The sequence below is a fragment of the Paenarthrobacter sp. NPDC090522 genome (assembly GCF_044769225.1).
Lineage (GTDB): Bacteria > Actinomycetota > Actinomycetes > Actinomycetales > Micrococcaceae > Arthrobacter.
The window spans coordinates 137,112-152,107 of sequence record NZ_JBIVXL010000003.1; the positions used below are offsets into that span (position 1 = coordinate 137,112).

The following is a 14,996-nucleotide window of genomic DNA, read 5'->3' on the forward strand; positions in this document are numbered from 1 at the left end:
GCCATGCACAGTAAAGTTCCGCCACCAAGGGCGGATGGTCCTGGAAATATCCTAGCCGCTGCTACGGAGTAACCAGCGTTCCCAGCGTTTCTCCGCGGATGGCGCGGGTAACGTTGCCCTCGCCTTCCATACCGAACACCACCATGGAGAGCTTGTTGTCCTTGCACATGGTCATGGCAGTCTGGTCCATCACGCGGATGTCGCGGCGCAGGGCGTCGTCATAGCTGAGGACGTCGAGCTTCTCGGCGGCCGGGTCCTTCTTCGGGTCTGCGGTGTAGACGCCATCCACACCGCTCTTGGCCATCAGGACCACGTCGGCGTGTACCTCGAGGGCACGCTGCGCGGCAACGGTGTCCGTGGAGAAGTACGGCAGGCCTGCGCCGGCACCGAAGATGACCACGCGGCCCTTTTCCATGTGGCGGATGGCACGGCGGGGAATGTAGGCCTCTGCCACCTGGCCCATGGTGATGGCGCTTTGGACGCGGGTCTCGACGCCGGCCTGCTCCAGGAAGTCCTGAAGGGCAAGGCAGTTCATGACCGTACCGAGCATGCCCATGTAGTCGGCACGGGAACGGTCCATCCCGCTCTGCGAGAGTTCAGCGCCACGGAAGAAGTTGCCTCCGCCCACCACGATTGCTACTTCGACGTCGGAAACGGCGGCGGCGATCTGCTTGGCAATGGCACGTACGGTTTCGGGATCGACGCCGAGCTTGCCTCCGCCGATGACCTCGCCGGAAAGCTTCAGAAGCACACGGCGGCGGGTCTTCTCGGGCTGGATTGCAGTGTTGTCGGTTTCCATGGTGCCTTCCCGTTGGTGGACTTTGGCTAGATTACAGTGCTGTGGGTCCGTACAGGTACTTACCCGGACGGGTGCATGAAAAAGGGGCGGCCACCGAAGTGACCACCCCTTTTCATGACTTGCTAGTTTCCGACGCGGAAACGGGTTACTGCGGTTGCCTTGACGCCGGCCTCTTCGAGGACCTGTGCGACGGTCTTCTTGGAGTCCTTGGCGAATGCCTGGTCCAGGAGTACTTCACCCTTGTAGAAGCCGGTCACGCGGCCTTCGACGATCTTGGTGAGGGCTGCTTCCGGCTTGCCTTCGGCCTTGGCGGTCTCTTCGGCGATGCGGCGCTCGGACTCGACGAGCTCGGCCGGAACGTCCTCGCGGGTGAGGTAGTTCGGAGCCATGGCTGCAACGTGGACAGCGACGTCGTGTGCGGCGGTGGCAGCGGCTTCGCCTTCACCGTCAACAGCAAACAGAACGCCGACCTGTGCCGGGAGGTCCTTGGAGGTCTTGTGCAGGTAAGCGTCAACCGTGGTGCCCTCGATGCGGGAGATACGGCGGACAACAACCTTTTCGCCGAGGACTGCGCCCTCTTCGATAACGACGTCGGCAAGCTTCTTGCCGTCGACCTCGGTGGCGAGCAGGGTTTCGAGGTCGGCAGCGCCGGACTCGACTGCTACGTTGAGGACCTTGTCAGCCAACTGGATGAACTTGTCAGCCTTGGCGACGAAGTCGGTCTCGCAGTTGACCTCGATCATTACGCCCACGCCGCCGGTGACCTTGGCAGCAACCAGGCCCTCCGCGGTGGAGCGGCCTTCACGCTTGGTAGCGCCCTTGAGGCCCTTGATGCGGATGATTTCGATGGCCTTCTCGGCGTCACCGTTGGCCTCGTCAAGAGCCTTCTTGACGTCCATCATGCCGGCGCCGGTGCGCTCACGCAGGGCCTTGATGTCAGCAGCAGTGTAGTTCGCCATGTGAACCCCTCTGTGTAGAAATTTTTGTGTTTACGTACTGACAGGACGGCAACCCACCCCGTGGGCCGCCATCCTGTCAGTTGCCCCCGATGCGGTGGCCCGCCTCAGGGAAGGTCCAGATTTACTTGGCTTCGGCTTCGCCGGCTGCAGCCTCAGGAGCCTCGGCTGCTTCAGGAGCTTCGGCTGCTTCAGCGGCCGCTGCTTCTGCCTTGCTGCCTTCGAGGAGCTCGCGCTCCCACTCCGCCAGCGGCTCTTCCGGAGCTTCGGTGGTGCCGGTAGCGCGCTGGTTGCGGGCGATGAGGCCCTCGGCAACGGCGTCGGCAACAACGCGGGTGAGCAGGTTGACGGAGCGGATGGCGTCGTCGTTGCCCGGGATCGGGAAGTCGACCTCGTCCGGATCGCAGTTGGTGTCCAGGATGGCAACAACCGGGATGTTCAGCTTCTTGGCTTCGTCGACAGCCAGGTGTTCCTTCTTGGTGTCAACAACCCACAGAACGGAAGGAGCCTTGGTCAGGTTGCGGATACCACCGAGGTTGGACTCAAGCTTGGTGAGTTCGCGCTTGAGGAGCAGGAGCTCCTTCTTGGTGTAACCGGAGCCGGCGACGTCCTCGAAGTTGATCTCTTCGAGTTCCTTCATGCGCTGGATACGCTTGGCGACGGTCTGGAAGTTGGTGAGCATACCGCCCAACCAACGCTGGTTGACGTACGGCTGGCCAACGCGGGTAGCCTGCTCGGCAATTGCTTCCTGAGCCTGCTTCTTGGTGCCAACGAACAGGACGGTGCCGCCGTGGGCGACAGTAGCCTTGACGAACTCGTAGGCGCGGTCGATGTAGGACAGCGACTGCTGGAGGTCAATGATGTAGATGCCGTTGCGCTCCGTGAAGATGAAGCGCTTCATCTTCGGGTTCCAACGACGGGTCTGGTGTCCAAAGTGGACGCCGCTGTCAAGCAGCTGGCGCATGGTTACGACGGGCATGCCGACGCTCCTTCCGGCAGGTCATTCATGAGAGAGCCCATAGGGCTGCTCTTACCCTGCCAATAGTTGACGGTTGTTCAGCCGCTGCCCGGACGGGCACGGCTCCTGGTATCCATTGCACTTCCCATCCGGCATGGTTCATGGCCGGACCGCAGGAGGCACAATCCTCCGCAGCCTGAAGCCACAAGGCTTCGCTGGTGGAGGGCTGGATACGCGTAGTCAGCCTGAGTCCCCCGCACATCTGAATGAGACATGCTCCTGAACAAGCTTGAGGGCACAGCAAACTGCTCCACTTAGTGTACTACAGCGGACCCACTCTTTTGACCGGCCATCGAGGCCGCTTGTCCACATAGGGCGCCGCTCAGATGGCTCCACGCCCCGGTGTGCGGAAGCCTTGGGGAATGGCCATCACCAAGCTCATTCCACTGGTCCTTGCCGCCCTGCTGGCCGGCCCCATCGATGCTCCGATCCCGGCTCCGGCACAGCAACAGTGGGCGTGGCCGCTCGCCCCCAAACCATCCGTCCGGCGGACGTTTGACCCGCCGGACAAGCCATGGCTGAGTGGCCACCGGGGTGTGGACCTGGGAGCAAAGCACGACGCCGGTTTGGTCACCACCGCACTGGAGGTCACCTCGCCGGCGGATGGCACCGTCACGTTCGCGGGAGTGGTGGTGGACCGGCCCGTCCTCACCATTGACCACGGCGGCGGGCTCCGCAGCAGCTTCGAACCGGTGACCAGCGAACTGAAGCCCGGGGACCATGTAGCCAAGGGCGATGCCGTCGGCACCGTGGCCGCCGCGCCAGGATCAGGCCATTGCCCCGGCACATGCCTGCACTGGGGTGTCCGCCGCGGCGAGGAGTACATCAACCCCCTGGGATTGGTTCAGGACCTCCGGCCTTCCATCCTCCTGCCACTGGACTGAATTCCTCAGACGATGGCCGAGACTCCCGTGATGGCCCGGCCGGTCACCAGGGTGTTGATCTCGTGCGTGCCTTCATACGAGTAGATGGCCTCCGCGTCTGCGAACACCTTGGCCATGCCGTAGTCCGTGACAATGCCGTTGCCACCAAGGATGCTCCTGCCCAACGCGACGCTTTCGCGCATGCGGGCAGTGGTAAAGGCCTTTGCCAGCGCGGACTGTTCATCCCGGGCCACACCGGCGTCTTCCAGCTGGGCCAACCGCACCATCATGCCCATGGATGCCACCGCGTTGCCCAGGATCTGGACCAGCTGGTCCTGGATCAATTGGAAGGCTGCCAAGGGACGGCCGAACTGCTGGCGCTCCACGGCGTAGCTGCGGGCAATGTCGAACGCCGCAAGCTGCAGCCCCACAGCTTGCCACGCAACGGCCAGGCGCGTGACCTTGAGGACCTTGTTGGTGTCGCGGAAGCTGTTGGCATGGGCAAGCTTGAAGAACTCCGGGACCACTACATTGTCCAGCGTGATGTCGGCATTCTGGACGGTGCGCAGCGAAATCTTGTTCTCGATCTTGCTGGCGGAGAAACCCGGAAGGGATGTGTCCACCAGGAAGGCCTTGACCTGGTTGTCCTCCACATCCTTGGCGTAGATGACCACCCAATCAGAGAAGGTGGCGTTACCGATCCAGCGCTTGGCGCCGTTGAGTACCCAGGTGTCACCCTCGCGCCGGGCGGTGGTCCGCGTACCACCGGCCACATCGGATCCGCCGAGCGGCTCGGTCAGGCCGAATGCGCCAATCTTCTTCAGCGCATAAATGTCCGGCAGCCAGGCAGCCTTCTGCTCCTCGGAAGCCAGGGCTTCTATGGAGCCCGTGAACAGGCCATCGTGGACGCCCATGAAGGTAGCGATCGACGCATCTGCCCTCGTGACTTCCGCATGGAGGATGCCGGCGAAGAGGTTTGAATAGCCTTGCCTGCGGACGGGGCTCACGAGGTCGAGCTCGGCAAGTTTGGGGATCAGTTCCATGGGGAATTCTGCGCGGTTCCAGCAGTCCACCGCCACGGGCTTCACCTCCCGTGCAAGGAATTCGCGGACTTCTGCCAGACGGTCCTGCTCCTTGCCGGTCAGCAGTTGCTCGAACGCATAGAAGTCGCCGTCGGCATACGGAAGGGTGGAGGGATCGAAGGCGGGGTTGGGCATGTTCTCTCCTTCAGGGAGTGGTCCGCGATGACCACAGCAGGGCAGTAGAAGTTACCGATGAGTATATGTTACTGACCAGTAACATACCTCATCGGTCCACTCCCCCGCAACGCAGAAGACCCCGGACAGCAAAGGAGCCGCGGCCGACGTCTTACGTCAACCACGGCTCCCGTGAGGTAGGGCTACTCGGACTTGAACCGAGGACCTTAGGATTATGAGTCCCGCGCTCTAACCAGCTGAGCTATAGCCCCGTGGATGCCCGGGAAACCGCCGCAAAGCAACTGTTCCGGGCAAAGCACTCCAGCAATTCTAATAGCTGTGAAGGAGTGCTTTGGTCACACCACCTTGTCCTCGTACGTGGCCCCGCGGTACAGGTCCTCGAACGTCTGCAAGGTGCCGTTGATGCTGTGTGGCTCAACCATTTCGCGGCTGACTTTACCCATGGCCTGCAACTGGTCCTCCGGCAGTTCCACGAGCTTGGTGATCTTGGCGGCCAACTCAGTGCTGTCGTTCGGCGTGAACAAGTACCCGTTCTCGCCGTCACGGACCAGGTGCGGCAGGGCCATGGCATCGGCCAGGAGCACAGGCGTGGAGGCGGACATTGCCTCGAGCGTTACGAGGGATTGCAGTTCAGCCGTGCCGGGCATGCAGAAGATGTCGGCCTTGATGTAGGCCTCGCGCAGGTCTTCGTCGCTCGCGAGGCCCAGGAACTTCACCCGCTCACCCAGTCCAAGCCTTGCGACCTGGGCTTCGAGGGCAGGACGGACTTCGCCGCCGCCCACGATCTCCAGGTGGACGTTGAGTTCGCGCGGAGTCTTTGCAATGGCGTCGATCAACACGTCCACGTGTTTCTCTTCGGCGAGCCGTCCGGCGAAGAGAACGGTGGGGCTGGCGTGCCGCTCAATGGTTTCCCCAGGTTGGAGTTCGTAGGCCGCGGAGTCGATGCCGTTGGAAAGCGGCAGGACCTTGCGGAGGAAGGCGTGCTGGTGCATGGCCTTCGCCGCCAAGGGCGTGGGCGTGGTGACCACCTGGGCCTGGCCCATGACCTTGCCCATGTCCTTCCAGGAGATCCGGCCGACGATGTTCTTGAACCACTGCGGGAAGGGAAGGAACGGGTTGAGGTTCTCCGGCATGAAGTGGTTGGTGGCTACGATCCGGATGCCACGCTTCACGGCCTCGTACAGGACGTGCTCGCCGATCATGTAGTGGCTCTGGATGTGCACCACGTCCGGCTGGACCTTGTCGAAGAGAAGGCTGATTTCCTTCTTGATCTCCCACGGAAAGCAGATCCGGAAGTACTCGTGCGTGGGGACACTGTGCGAACGGAGACGGTGGACGGTGGCCTCGTCACGGAATTCCGTGAAGCTCTTGCCCTTGTCCTGCCGGCAGGCCAGCACGTGCACGTTGTGACCGCGCGCCGTCATTCCCTTGGCCAGGCGGTAGCCGAACTGTGCGGCGCCGTTGACGTGCGGCGGGTAGGTGTCCGCCGCGATCAGGATGGTAAGGGGTTTGTTGGTGTCGGGAATGGTCACGATGGAGAACTCCTGATGGTCACGGTGCGGACAGCATGAGTGGTGGCAATGCTGCGGTGTCGCCGGTTTGCGGGTCCGCCGAGGCGGTGGCGCAAGGTACTGCACTCCCCTAGGCCTTCCGGTGGGGTCCCTTCGCGTCCTTCTTGCGCTTGGTGACTTCCGGGTGGTGGCGGCTCAGGGCAATAACCCCCACGATAGCAAGGACAGCCGCCGCAGCCATGGCGATTGCCATGACGGCGTGGACATCGGGACGAAGCTCACCCAGGATGACGATGCCGATCGCGATGCCCACCATGGGGTCGATCACGGTCAGTCCGGCGATGACCAGGTCCGGTGGACCGCTGGAGTAGGCGCTCTGCACGAACCACGAGCCCAGGCCACCGGCCGCGGCGATGGCAATCAGGGTGTACCACTGGACGTTGAGCAGGAACAGTCCGTTGGGATCCAGCAAATGCTTGCCGATGATGCGGGTCAGGACGGCGACGAAACCGAACAAAACGCCCGCGCCGAGAATGTAGACGAAGGCACTCATACGGTGTTTGAAGAGGACAGCGAGTGTACCGAAGACCCCAACCGCCAGGGCCAACAGTAAGACGATCGTCAGTTCATCGTCGCCGCTGACGTGGTGGTTTTCCTGCGTCACAAACACAGCCAGCAACACAAACAAGGCCGAGCCCGTGACGCACGCGCTGATAGCTACCACGGTGGCTCGGTTGATGCTGAGCCCTTGGTCCTTGGCGTTGACCACCGTGGTGATGACCAAGGCGATGGCGCCGATCGGCTGGACCACCGTCAACGGTGCAGAAACCAGGGCGATCGCGTTCGAGGCCATGCCCAGGCACAACAGCAGGAGCCCGAACATCCAGCGCGGATTGCGAAGCAGTCGGAGGAAGCCGTTGGAGCTCAGCGCCAGGCCTCCGGTATCGGCCTTGACCGCGCTGCCTTGGCGCTGGGCGCCGACGGCGAGGAAGAATGCGCCAAGCACCGCAAGGAAAACCGCAAGCCACACCATCAGCCGCGTCCGCCGTCGTCGTTCTGCAGTTCCTTGCCTTTCCGCAGGATGGCCCAGAAGTAGTTGTAGGCAGCGATCCAGTGGCCTATCAGTCCGAGGCTGAGGAACGTCCAGGCGGCAACGAAGTACACGTCCGTGAAAGGCAACGGCAGCTTGGACAGCACCAGCAACGGGGTCCCCAACAGCAGCAGGGCCGTGCGGATCTTGCCGACCACGCTGACGGGCAGGTCCGGGTGGTTCCGGAAGTAGATCAGTGAAGCTATGGCCAGGACTGCGTCCGGAACTACCAGCGCGGCCAGGTACCACCACTGCACGACGCCGGCAATCGCCAGGGTGACCGCCACCGCGATGAGGGCCGCACGGTCCGCCATGGGATCCAGGATCCTGCCAAGTTTGGACGTCTGGTCGAAGCGCCGGGCGATGTAGCCGTCAACCCAGTCCGTGCTGCCCATGACCACCAGGACCAGGACGGCGAAACCGTACTCTTTCTGGGCAAGGACCAACCAGACGAAGAGCGGGACGCCCATGAAACGCAAAACGGTCAGGACATTGGGAACCGTGAAAATGAGGTCATGATCCACTTGGGGACGGTCAGGGCGTGATCCAGCACCGATCAGCCTCATCATGTCCCCCTTCCCCTCGTTTTCAGTGTGTGCGGTGCGTCAGAGTGCTATTTCTTCAGCAACTTGCGCAACGCGAACACAAAAACGGCTGCGGCTGCCCCGAAGGCGGCCAGGTCCTTCCAACGGGCCTTGAGGCGCCCGGCAAGGTCCTCGGGGACGGATTCGCTGACGCCGGCGAACCTGGCGGCGGCGAACTCCCGTCCTTCCTGAAGCTTTTGGTTGGCGCTGTCCACAAGGGCCTGGCCCTGCTTCTTGACGTCCAACTGCTCACCAAGTTCATCGCGGACACCCGTGAGGTGCTCACGGCGCTTGTCCAGCCGGCGGCGCAGTTCGGCCTCCGTGGGTGCCTTGACCGCGTCGGCTTCCTTGGCAGCTTCCTTGGCTGCTTTCTCTGCCTTGGCCTTTTCAGCCGCAGCCTGTTTCGCGGCCTTTGCCGCCTTGGCTGCAGGCGAGTTGGGATCAAGGATGGATTCGTCGAAGGCCGAACCTTCCTTGGCGATGCCAAGATCATGCTTGATGCCGCGGATGGTGTCCTCGGGAACCAACGGCATGGCCTTCTTGAACTTGGCGACCCCGATCAAGGCACCGAGTGCCACGATCAACAGGAAAACAGCGGAAACGATCAAAGCGGCCAACCAGCCGGGCATGATGGTTGCCAGGCCGAGGATGGCGGCCACCACCAGGGCGATGACCAAAAGTGCCAGGAATACCAGTGCGACGCCGAAGAAGGCACCGGCGATACCAACCTGCGTCGCCTTGCGCTTGAGCTCGACTTTGGCCAGCGCAATCTCGTCGTTGAGTTGCCGTGGAGCCAACCGCGCAACAAGCTTGAGGGTTTTCGGCAAAGTTCGGATGGCCGGACCTCTACCTGTCCGGCTGGTGTGACGTCCACTCATGGGTTCCGCCTAACTGCTTCCTCTGGGCTTCGTGATGGGCAAACGCGGCTGAAAAGCAGGCCACGGGCACCTGACCTCAAAACTATCATTCAGGTTCCTGCTCACCTTCCGCGTGCCAGTGCGCGGCGCGCCCCTGCAGGGCTAAAAAATCTGATGTTTCGGCCATAGGATAGATGATCGTGACGAACCCCATAGCCCCGGGCGATTCCCTGAGCCGACGCGAAAAACTTGTCTACATACTTCTTCTGGGCGCGCTCACAGCGCTGGGCCCGTTTACGGTGGACCTCTACCTCCCGGCATTCCCGGCACTTGAGGACAGTTTTGGCGTGTCGGCGGCGGCGATCCAGCTCACACTGACGGGCACGACGGTCGGTTTCGGCCTGGGCCAGCTGGTAGTTGGACCGTTCAGCGATAAGTTCGGCCGACGCCTGCCGTTGATCCTGGCCACGGCTGTGCACATCGGATCCTCTCTCGGTGCCGCCTTGTCCACCGACATTGGGCTGCTTTCGCTGTTCCGCGTGCTCATGGGCATCGGGGCTGCGGGCGGCGGCGTGGTGGCGATGGCCATGGTGCGCGACTTGTTCCACGGCTATGCGATGGTCCGGATGTTCTCACGGATGTCACTGGTCAACGGCCTTGCCCCGATCCTGGCACCGATCATCGGCTCACAGCTTCTGCTGGTATTCCCCTGGCCCGGCATCTTCTACTTCCTTGCCTGCTACGGCACGCTGGTAATCCTTGCCTCCATCTTCTTCATCAAGGAAACCCTCCCCGCGGACCAGCGGGGGAAGTCCGATGCCACGGTGGGACAGCGGTACAAAACTGTCCTGACTGATCGAGTCTTCGTGGGCATGCTCATGGTGGGAAGCCTGAACTTCGGCGGCTTGTTTGCCTACCTCTCGGCATCGACGTTCCTGTTCCAGGACATCTACGATTTCTCCCCGCAGGAATACGGCATCCTCTTCGGAGTCAACTCACTGGGCATCGTTGCCGGTGTACAGATCAGCTCCCGGCTGATCAAGCGGGTTGCGCCGCAGTGGATCGTCGCCGGCGCCACTGTCTTCCTCCTGCTGATGGCCGTCCTCATCATCGTCCTGGACCTCCTGCACGTTGGCCTGTGGGGCATCCTCATTCCGTTGTGGTTCTACATCTGTGCCACGGGCTTCATGTTCCCTTGCGTCCAGGTGTTGTCGCTGGCAAACCACGGCGCCCGCGCCGGAACCGCAGCATCCCTGCTGGGCGCCTCGCAATTCACCATGGCAGGCATCGTTCCGCCGGTGGTGGGCTGGCTTGGCGTGAGCTCGGCCGTCCCCATGGGTGCGGTCCAGGCAGTGTGCATTGCCGGAGCGATCGCCGCGCTGTGGCTGGTGGTCCGGCCGCGTACCGTGCCGTCAATCCATTGACACTGCAGCCCTCCATCTCCTGACAGGACCGACGACCTGGCCATGCCTGTCACCACCGCCCCGTAGGCTGGGACCATGACGAAAAAACCGCACCGCAACGGCCGGGGACTGTTCCTCGGAGCCGTGCTTGGCGCCGTCGTCGGAGCCCTGCTTGGCCGCATGGCCGGAAGCGCGCTCTTCGGCGCGATCCTTGGCGCGGTCATCGGGGCCGCCCTGCTGTACCGGGTCAACCCCGGCCCCTGGAACCGGCAGTAGCCACACCTCCCCATCCGGGCGCCGGCAAGGCAGAATGGTGGCCAGCCGGGGATACCCGTGCAACACCTGTGAAGGGGACATCACATGAGTGCGGCTGTGGGCTTGAGGGGAACGGTACGTGGCGCGGCTGCCTTGCGAAGGTTGCCGCTGACGCTGGGACTCATCGCGGTCCTGTGGATCATCGGGGCAGCAACGGGAAGCGTGCTGGCCGGGCCAAGCGAGCCACTCCTGGAGCAGGTGGGCCTGGGCCTGGCCGTGGAACCTGGACCGTGGTGGTCCGTTTTCACCTCAGGATTCTTCGCGTCATCCCTGCTGGACTACTTGGCCTGCACTGTGATGATCCTGGTTGGCGTGGGAATCGCCGAACGCACCATGGGACCATGGTTGGCGCTGGCCGCTTTCGTGGCAGGAACCGCGCTCAGCGCCTTGGTGGTGGTTGTCCTGGTGGAGTTCGGTACGGACAACAGCGACCAGTGGCTCAGCTTCCTGGGCGGCGAATACGTCGTGGGTGCCTACGGTGGAGCGGCGGCGGCCCTGGGATGCTCGACGGCGGCACTTGAGGCACTTTGGCGGCGGCGCCTCAGGACGTGGTTGCTTGCCGCCACGCTGATGTTCGCCTTGTTTGTTGGCGTGGCCCAAACGCTTCAGGCCTTGGCTGGTGCCGTGATCGGCATCCTGGCAGGTTGGGGCATCCAGTCCCTCGTCCTGCGGCGCAAGGCAGGCTCCTTCCATTCCTCGAGCCTCCGCGAAACCCGGTTCCTGGTAGGTACCGTGGTTGGCGTCTTCGCGTTGGGGCCGCTGCTGACCCAAGTGACGGGAACGTTGGACGTGGGGCCGCTCTCCGTCGTGTCCCAGGTGATGTTGCAGGCCAGTCCCACCATGGACGAAGTCCAGGAAGCCTGCGACAACGACAAGAGCTGCGTGACCCTGCAAAGCGTGGTGGGCGTCCAGAGCTTCGGGGCCACCATCCTCACCGTGATCCCCGTGTTGCTGCTCCTGGTGTGTGCGGAAGGGCTCCGAAGGGGACGCCGGTTGGCCTACAGGCTCACGCTGGCCATCCAGCTGTACCTGGCCGCCGTGACGACGTTCACCATCGTCCAATACGCCACCGACCCGGAAGTGACGCTGGGCAGCGATGACGTGGGATTCCTGCTCCTGTACGCTGTGCCGGCCATCCTGGCACCGCTCATCATCGCTTTCCTCCTGCTCGGCAACCGCCACAAGTTCCGCGTCGAATCAAGCGACGCGGGCTACCGGGTCCTGGGCAGGACCACCTTGGCCATGACCGGCGCAGCGGTGATCCTCTACGCGGCCGCCTGGTTCCTTGAAGGCAACCCGGACCGTTCCACCCCCTGGGACCTGCTGGGCCAGTTGACGCACATCCTGGTCCCTTTCCCGGTCCCGTTTGTTACCGAGCTCCCCCAGGGGCTTTTCAGCACCGTCCTGTACGGCCTTGGAGGGGACATCATCTGGCTGTGTATTTTGCTCTTAGTGCTGAACAACTTCCAGCGGTTCAGGACGCTCGCTACGGATCCGGCCGCGGACCTGGGGCATGCCCGCGAACTCATTCACGACGGCGGCAGCTCGCTTTCGTGGATGGCGCTCTGGGACAACAACCAGTACTGGTTCACGCCCGACCGCAAAGCAGGCCTTGCCTACCAGGTCCACAACGGCGTGGCCCTCACGGTCGCGGGCCCCTTCGGGGCCAAGGAACACCACTCCGGCGCGGCCACCGGGTTCCTGGCCCATTGTGCAGCCCAGGGCCTCACGCCCTGCTTCTATTCGGCCACCGATGAGCTGGACGCAGCGCTCATGCCCCGGGACTTCCGCAAGCTGGAGGTGGCTGAAGAGACGCTGCTGAACGTACAGACCATGACGTTCAAGGGCAAAGAGTGGCAGAACGTCCGGACAGCCTTGAACCGGGCGGAGAAGCTCTCCATCAAAGACCACTGGCACCACTACCACCTCATGCCTCCCGGCATCCGCGCGCAACTGGCGGAGATCTCCGAAGAGTGGGTCGCTGACAAGGCCCTCCCGGAGATGGGCTTCACCCTGGGTGGCCTCGATGAGCTGAAAGATCCCGAGGTGCTCTGCTGCGTGGCCTTGGACGACGACGGCCTGGTGCACGGCGTCACCAGCTGGTTGCCGGTCTTCAGCGATGGCGTGGTGACCGGCTGGACCCTGGACTTCATGCGGCGCCGTACCACGGGATTCAAGGGCGTCATGGAGTTCCTGATCGCATCGGCCGTGACCCACTTCAAGGAAGATGTCCCGCAGATTTCCTTGTCCGGATCGCCCCTTTCCAACACGGGCTCCGCACCGGACGATGGCGACCACAGTGCACTGGACCGCGTCTTGGCGCTGCTCGGCAATGCCCTGGAACCGATGTACGGCTTCAAGTCCCTCGCGGCCTTCAAATCGCGGTTCCAGCCTGAGCACCGCACCCTGTACATGTACTACCGGGATCCCCTGTCCCTTCCGGCCATCGGATTGGCTGTAGGCTCCGCCTACCTCCCCGGCCTGTCCCCTGCCCAAAGCGCCGGATTGCTCCGCCAGATGGTAGCCCGGGAGGCGGCCGCATGAGCAAGGGATGGACGCGGCCGCAATGAACGACATCCTGAAAATCGAGATCACCGGCCCCGTGGTCATGACCATCGCCGTGGTGGTTGGCGTGGGCACGTTCCTGCTGCTCTTCCTCCGGCCCTCCTCGCGCTGGGCCATGACGGCGGTGCTGGGCATCTCCGTGGCCGCCCTGGTGGGCTGGTTGACGGTGTGGCTCGTGGAGGACGTCATGGACGTGTTCCACGTGGGCCTCACTCCCAGGGTGTGGTTCTGGGTCATCACGGGTTTCGCGGCCCTGGGGCTGGCTATTGTCACTTTCCGCCACAGTCCCCGGTGGCGGAAGGTTGCAGCAGCCATCTCCATTCCCGTCTTCCTGCTGGTCACAGCCCTGGGCATCAATACCGAGTTCGGGCTGAACAACACGCTCGGTTCGGCACTGGGCATTCCTACCGAGGATCCCATCCAACTGTCCAAACCCAACCCCGACGACCCCATCCCCACGGGCCCGCTCTGGCAGAGTTGGAAGCCGCCGGCCAACATGCCTTCCCAGGGCAAGGTGGGAACCCAGGTCATTCCGGCTACGGCATCCGGGTTCAACGCCCGCCCTGCCGGAATCTACCTGCCTCCTGCGGCCCTGACGGAGAATCCGCCCAAGCTACCGCTCTATGTGCTCATGATGGGCCAACCGGGGCTGCCGGACCCGCAGTACGTGGCGGCGGCGTTGGATGATTTCGCTGCGAAGAACAACGGGCTCGCACCGATCGTGATCGTGGCCGACCAGATCGGCCCGGACCAGGACGACACCCTCTGCCTCGACACTGCCACCTACGGCAACGTGGAGAAATACATCAACGTGGACGTGGTGAACTGGGCCAAGGAAAACCTGAACATTCTTCCGGACCGGGACCACTGGACCATTGCCGGTTACTCCAACGGCGGGCAATGCGCCATTTCCTTCGCGGTGAAGTATCCAAAAATGTGGGGCAACGTGGTGGACATCTCAGGTGAAGAATTTCCCGGCGCCGAGGACCCGGCCGGCAACCTTGCGGAGATCTTCCACGGCGACCAGGCCGCCTACGACGCCCAAAAACCCATCAACATCATGAAGGGCAAGCAGTTCCCGGACACCACTGCGGTTTTCACGGCCGGCTCGGACGACGTTGTATACGTTGCCGCTGCCAAGGCCGTCTCTGCCGCGGCGAAGGCCTCCGGGATGACGGTGACGTACTACGAGGTGCCCAACGGCGGACACGTTGGCATCGCCTTGAATGCCGGGCTGGTCAAGGGCTTCGAGGTCCTCTACCCGCGCCTGGGATTGTCCCGCTAGGCGAAGTCCGCCCCTGTTGTGGCGGGTGCCCGGACGATAAAGTTGAGGTGTGCCACATTGGCAAGAGCTGCAGCCGCTACCGGCACCATGGCAGCGTCGGGATGAGCGCATCCTGCCGCTGTGGTGGGACCGGCTGTGCTCCGTGACAAGTCCCCAATCAGCGGCCCTCTACGCCGCCGGCCTGTTCACCGACGATCGCCGCCGCCCCATCGCCCAGTGGTTCAATCCCGAGGCCGATGCTGCGCTGCTGGTGGCTCCCGAGACATCACCGGAATGGCCGGTCCAGCGGTTTGGTATTTTCTATGCGCCACCGGGCGGAGGCTTCACGCGCGTCTACTCTGCGCCCCATGAGTGGCACCCACGGGAGCCAAGGACTCCGCCAACAGAGCAGGAGGCTTTCCTTGCGGCGGTGGCCGAGGCCTCGCGCTTCCTCCAGGTGGAAATGGACTTCGTCTAGGCAAAAAATGAACCCCGCACCGGCGTGTAGCCGGTACGGGGTCCGTGCGCTCCTCCGACTGGACTTGAACCAGTAA

The 14,996-nt window shown here is 63.1% G+C and carries 14 protein-coding genes and 1 tRNA gene; 6 read left to right on the plus strand and 9 right to left on the minus strand.

Going from position 1 to position 14,996, the window contains the following annotated elements; all coding sequences use genetic code 11:
• Positions 1 to 61: 61 nt before the first annotated feature.
• From pyrH to rpsB, 3 genes are all read right to left on the minus strand, one after another.
• Complete coding sequence (gene pyrH, locus ACIQT2_RS04595; RefSeq protein WP_397323912.1) at positions 62 to 799, minus strand: UMP kinase; 738 nt, start codon at positions 797 to 799, stop codon at positions 62 to 64.
• Positions 800 to 921: 122 nt separating this feature from the next.
• Positions 922 to 1,758: a translation elongation factor Ts gene (gene tsf, locus ACIQT2_RS04600; protein WP_400271383.1), complete on the minus strand. Its 837-nt coding sequence runs from the start codon at positions 1,756 to 1,758 to the stop codon at positions 922 to 924.
• Positions 1,759 to 1,879: 121 nt separating this feature from the next.
• Complete coding sequence (rpsB, locus tag ACIQT2_RS04605) at positions 1,880 to 2,734, minus strand: 30S ribosomal protein S2 (protein WP_400331295.1); 855 nt, start codon at positions 2,732 to 2,734, stop codon at positions 1,880 to 1,882.
• Between the two features lie 401 nt (positions 2,735 to 3,135).
• Between rpsB and ACIQT2_RS04610 the strand changes: the two genes are divergently transcribed.
• Complete coding sequence (locus ACIQT2_RS04610) at positions 3,136 to 3,657, plus strand: M23 family metallopeptidase (RefSeq protein WP_402944010.1); 522 nt, start codon at positions 3,136 to 3,138, stop codon at positions 3,655 to 3,657.
• A gap of 5 nt (positions 3,658 to 3,662) precedes the next feature.
• Here ACIQT2_RS04610 and ACIQT2_RS04615 read toward each other — a convergent pair whose 3' ends face one another.
• The 6 genes from ACIQT2_RS04615 to ACIQT2_RS04640 all read right to left on the minus strand — a co-directional run bounded on the left by ACIQT2_RS04615 (position 3,663) and on the right by ACIQT2_RS04640 (position 8,916).
• On the minus strand, positions 3,663 to 4,853 hold the full coding sequence (locus ACIQT2_RS04615) for an acyl-CoA dehydrogenase family protein (RefSeq protein ID WP_400331290.1): 1,191 nt from the start codon (positions 4,851 to 4,853) through the stop codon (positions 3,663 to 3,665).
• A gap of 177 nt (positions 4,854 to 5,030) precedes the next feature.
• Positions 5,031 to 5,104 (minus strand) — tRNA-Ile (locus ACIQT2_RS04620).
• Positions 5,105 to 5,188: 84 nt separating this feature from the next.
• Positions 5,189 to 6,385: a glycosyltransferase gene (locus tag ACIQT2_RS04625; RefSeq protein WP_402944013.1), complete on the minus strand. Its 1,197-nt coding sequence runs from the start codon at positions 6,383 to 6,385 to the stop codon at positions 5,189 to 5,191.
• Between the two features lie 109 nt (positions 6,386 to 6,494).
• Positions 6,495 to 7,397, minus strand: a complete 903-nt coding sequence (locus ACIQT2_RS04630) for a DMT family transporter (protein ID WP_400331284.1) — start codon at positions 7,395 to 7,397, stop codon at positions 6,495 to 6,497.
• On the minus strand, positions 7,397 to 8,020 hold the full coding sequence (locus ACIQT2_RS04635) for a CDP-alcohol phosphatidyltransferase family protein (RefSeq protein WP_402944369.1): 624 nt from the start codon (positions 8,018 to 8,020) through the stop codon (positions 7,397 to 7,399). The genes ACIQT2_RS04630 and ACIQT2_RS04635 overlap by 1 nt, the downstream gene beginning before the upstream one ends.
• Before the next feature lie 47 nt (positions 8,021 to 8,067).
• Positions 8,068 to 8,916, minus strand: coding sequence for a phage holin family protein (locus ACIQT2_RS04640; protein WP_402944017.1), 849 nt, complete (start codon positions 8,914 to 8,916; stop codon positions 8,068 to 8,070).
• A 173-nt stretch (positions 8,917 to 9,089) separates the two neighbouring features.
• On the opposite strand from ACIQT2_RS04640, the gene ACIQT2_RS04645 reads away from it, so the two are divergent.
• The 5 genes from ACIQT2_RS04645 (at position 9,090) to ACIQT2_RS04665 (ending at position 14,920) form a co-directional block, all read left to right on the plus strand.
• Entirely contained in the window at positions 9,090 to 10,319 is a 1,230-nt protein-coding gene (locus tag ACIQT2_RS04645; RefSeq protein ID WP_400331280.1) for a multidrug effflux MFS transporter, read from the plus strand.
• 75 nt (positions 10,320 to 10,394) lie between these two features.
• Positions 10,395 to 10,574, plus strand: coding sequence for a glycine zipper domain-containing protein (locus ACIQT2_RS04650; RefSeq protein WP_397323899.1), 180 nt, complete (start codon positions 10,395 to 10,397; stop codon positions 10,572 to 10,574).
• A gap of 84 nt (positions 10,575 to 10,658) precedes the next feature.
• Positions 10,659 to 13,157, plus strand: a complete 2,499-nt coding sequence (locus ACIQT2_RS04655; RefSeq protein ID WP_402944020.1) for a bifunctional lysylphosphatidylglycerol flippase/synthetase MprF — start codon at positions 10,659 to 10,661, stop codon at positions 13,155 to 13,157.
• Between the two features lie 7 nt (positions 13,158 to 13,164).
• The gene (locus ACIQT2_RS04660) at positions 13,165 to 14,463 is read left to right on the plus strand and encodes an alpha/beta hydrolase (protein WP_402944022.1); all 1,299 of its coding nucleotides are present in this window, start codon (positions 13,165 to 13,167) and stop codon (positions 14,461 to 14,463) included.
• 49 nt (positions 14,464 to 14,512) lie between these two features.
• Positions 14,513 to 14,920, plus strand: coding sequence for a hypothetical protein (locus ACIQT2_RS04665; RefSeq protein WP_387433762.1), 408 nt, complete (start codon positions 14,513 to 14,515; stop codon positions 14,918 to 14,920).
• Positions 14,921 to 14,996 lie beyond the last annotated feature (76 nt).